Here is a 2,167-nt window from a genome sequence, read left to right on the forward strand (position 1 = left end):
GACCGCGCGGCCGAGGCCAGCAGCGCCCGCGCGAGGTCGACGCCGGCCGCGGCGACCGCGGTGGACGACGGGTCCGCCGAGATGCCGGCCGGGTCGCGGGCGAGCTGCGCGATGTGCTCGGTGACGAGCCGGTAGAGCGGGCTGACGGCCACGTCGGCGGCGGCGCGGCGGATCAGGTCGATGGGTAGGCCGAGCTGGTCGAACGGGATCTGCAGGCAGCCGGCCGCACCGTCGCCGGACCACGAGTAGTCGTACGGCGCGGAGAGGTCGACGACGAGCAGCTCGCCGGGCACGACGACCCGCTGCCGGTCGCGCTGCTCGATCCGCCCGTCGGCGCGCTGCTGCACCGACAGGGCGATCACCGGCATGGCGTCCTGGCGGGCCAGTTTGGCGGTACGCAGCAGCCGGATGCCCGAGGAGCGGTGGGTGAAGATGTTCGCGTCGCCGAGGTCCCAGACCTCCATGCGGGCGTACACGTCGCCGGTCGGGTCCTCGTGCAGCACGTGGCAGGGGGCGGACGCGTACCTCATCGCCGTGTGCACGGCCTCGACGCGCTCGCGGGGCGGGAGCTCCGCGGTGTCGAGAACGAACCCCATGCCGCAACGGTACGTGATCTGTTCGGTGCCGAGAATGACGCGGACCGTCCGGCCTGCTCTAAGGTCGGAACGTGCAGATCACGGTCCTAGGGCCCACCCGGGTGGTCGACGCGGCGGGCCGGCCGGTGCCGCTCGGCGCGCCCAAGCATCGTGCCCTGCTCGCCGCCCTCGCGCTGCACCGGCACCGGCCGGTCTCCGCCGACACGCTGATCGACCTGCTCTGGGGCGACGATGCGCCGGCCGCCGCCGGTGCGACGCTGCAGACCTACGTCGCCCATCTGCGGCGGGCACTCGAGCCGGACCGGGCCGCCCGCGCCGCGCCGTCCGTGCTGCTCACCTCGGCGCACGGATACCACCTGGCGGCTCGGGTCGACGCCGACCTCTTCACCGAGCTGGTCGAGCGCTCGCACCGCGAGCTGGCCACCTCCGAGGTGCCGCCGCGCCCGCCGGAACAACTCGCCCCGGACCGTCTGGCGTCGCTGCGGGAGGACCTCGACACCGCGCTGCGGCTGTGGGGCGGCGTCCCGTACGCCGATCTGCCGGACGGCGCCGCGGTGGCCGCCGACCGCGCCCGCCTGACCGAGCTGCACCTGGTCGCGATCGAGGACCGCGCGCTCGTCCGGCTGGCCATGGGCGAGCACGCCGGGGTGGCCGCGGAGCTGGCCGCGATCGCCGCCGAGCACCCGCTGCGCGAGTCGCTGTGCGTCCTGCATGTGCTGGCTCATGCCCGCGCCGGTCAGCAGGGCCGGGCCCTCGAGCTGCTCCGCGAGATGCGCGCTCGGCTCGACGACGAGCTCGGCATCGAACCGGGCCCGGCGCTGCGCGCACTCGAGACGGCGGTGCTGCGGCAGGAGGTGGCCACCGCACCGTCGAGAACCCGGCGACCCCCGGCGCGGACCCTCCTGGTCGGCCGGCAGAAAGAGCTGGGTGTCCTGGAAGCGGTCCTGGACCGGGCCGAGGGCGGCGCGGTCGCCGGGGCCATGCTGGTCGGCGAGCCGGGCATCGGCAAGACCCGGCTCTTGACCGAGGTCACCGACCGGGCGTCCGCACGGGGTTTCGTCACCGGCAGCGGCCGCTGCTCGCAGGACGACGGCGCACCCCCGCTCTGGCCGTGGACCGCGGTGCTGCGCGAGCTCGGCGAGACGGCGCTCGCGGACCGGCTGACCGGGCCGGCCGAACCGCCGCCCGGGATGCTGAGCACGCAGTCCGTGGAGGCCGCCCGCTTCGCGCTGTGGCACGACGTGGCCGACGCGCTGGCCGCGGCGAGCGTCCGGCGGCCGCTGCTCGTCGTGCTCGACGACCTGCACTGGGCCGACTCGACCTCGCTCAAGCTGCTGCGCCACATCGTCGCCACCGGGTCCGGCCGCATCGCCATGCTCGGCGCCCGCCGCGCGTTGCCGCCGCCGGCCGGCGCGCTGGCGGAGGTGCTGGAGGCGCTCGCCCGCTACGGCGGCACACGGATCGACCTGGACGGGCTCGCCGAGGCCGAGGTGCGGACGCTGGTGCACGCCGTGACCGGCCGGGAGGCGGACGCCGCGCAGACGACCCGGCTGCGCGACCGTACCGGCGGC

At 75.9% G+C, this 2,167-nt stretch carries 2 protein-coding genes; one reads left to right on the plus strand and one right to left on the minus strand.

Annotated features, from left to right (window positions below; translation table 11 throughout):
* Positions 1-596 (minus strand): hypothetical protein (locus AB0M20_RS39675; RefSeq protein WP_364306242.1); only part of this gene is annotated, 596 nt, incomplete at its 3' end.
* Between the two features lie 71 nt (positions 597-667).
* On the opposite strand from AB0M20_RS39675, the gene AB0M20_RS39680 reads away from it, so the two are divergent.
* Positions 668-2,167 (plus strand): BREX system ATP-binding domain-containing protein (locus AB0M20_RS39680; RefSeq protein ID WP_364306244.1); only part of this gene is annotated, 1,500 nt, incomplete at its 3' end.

Origin of the sequence: Actinoplanes sp. NPDC051633 (genome assembly GCF_040681735.1) — a bacterium.
Taxonomy (GTDB): Bacteria; Actinomycetota; Actinomycetes; order Mycobacteriales; family Micromonosporaceae; genus Actinoplanes.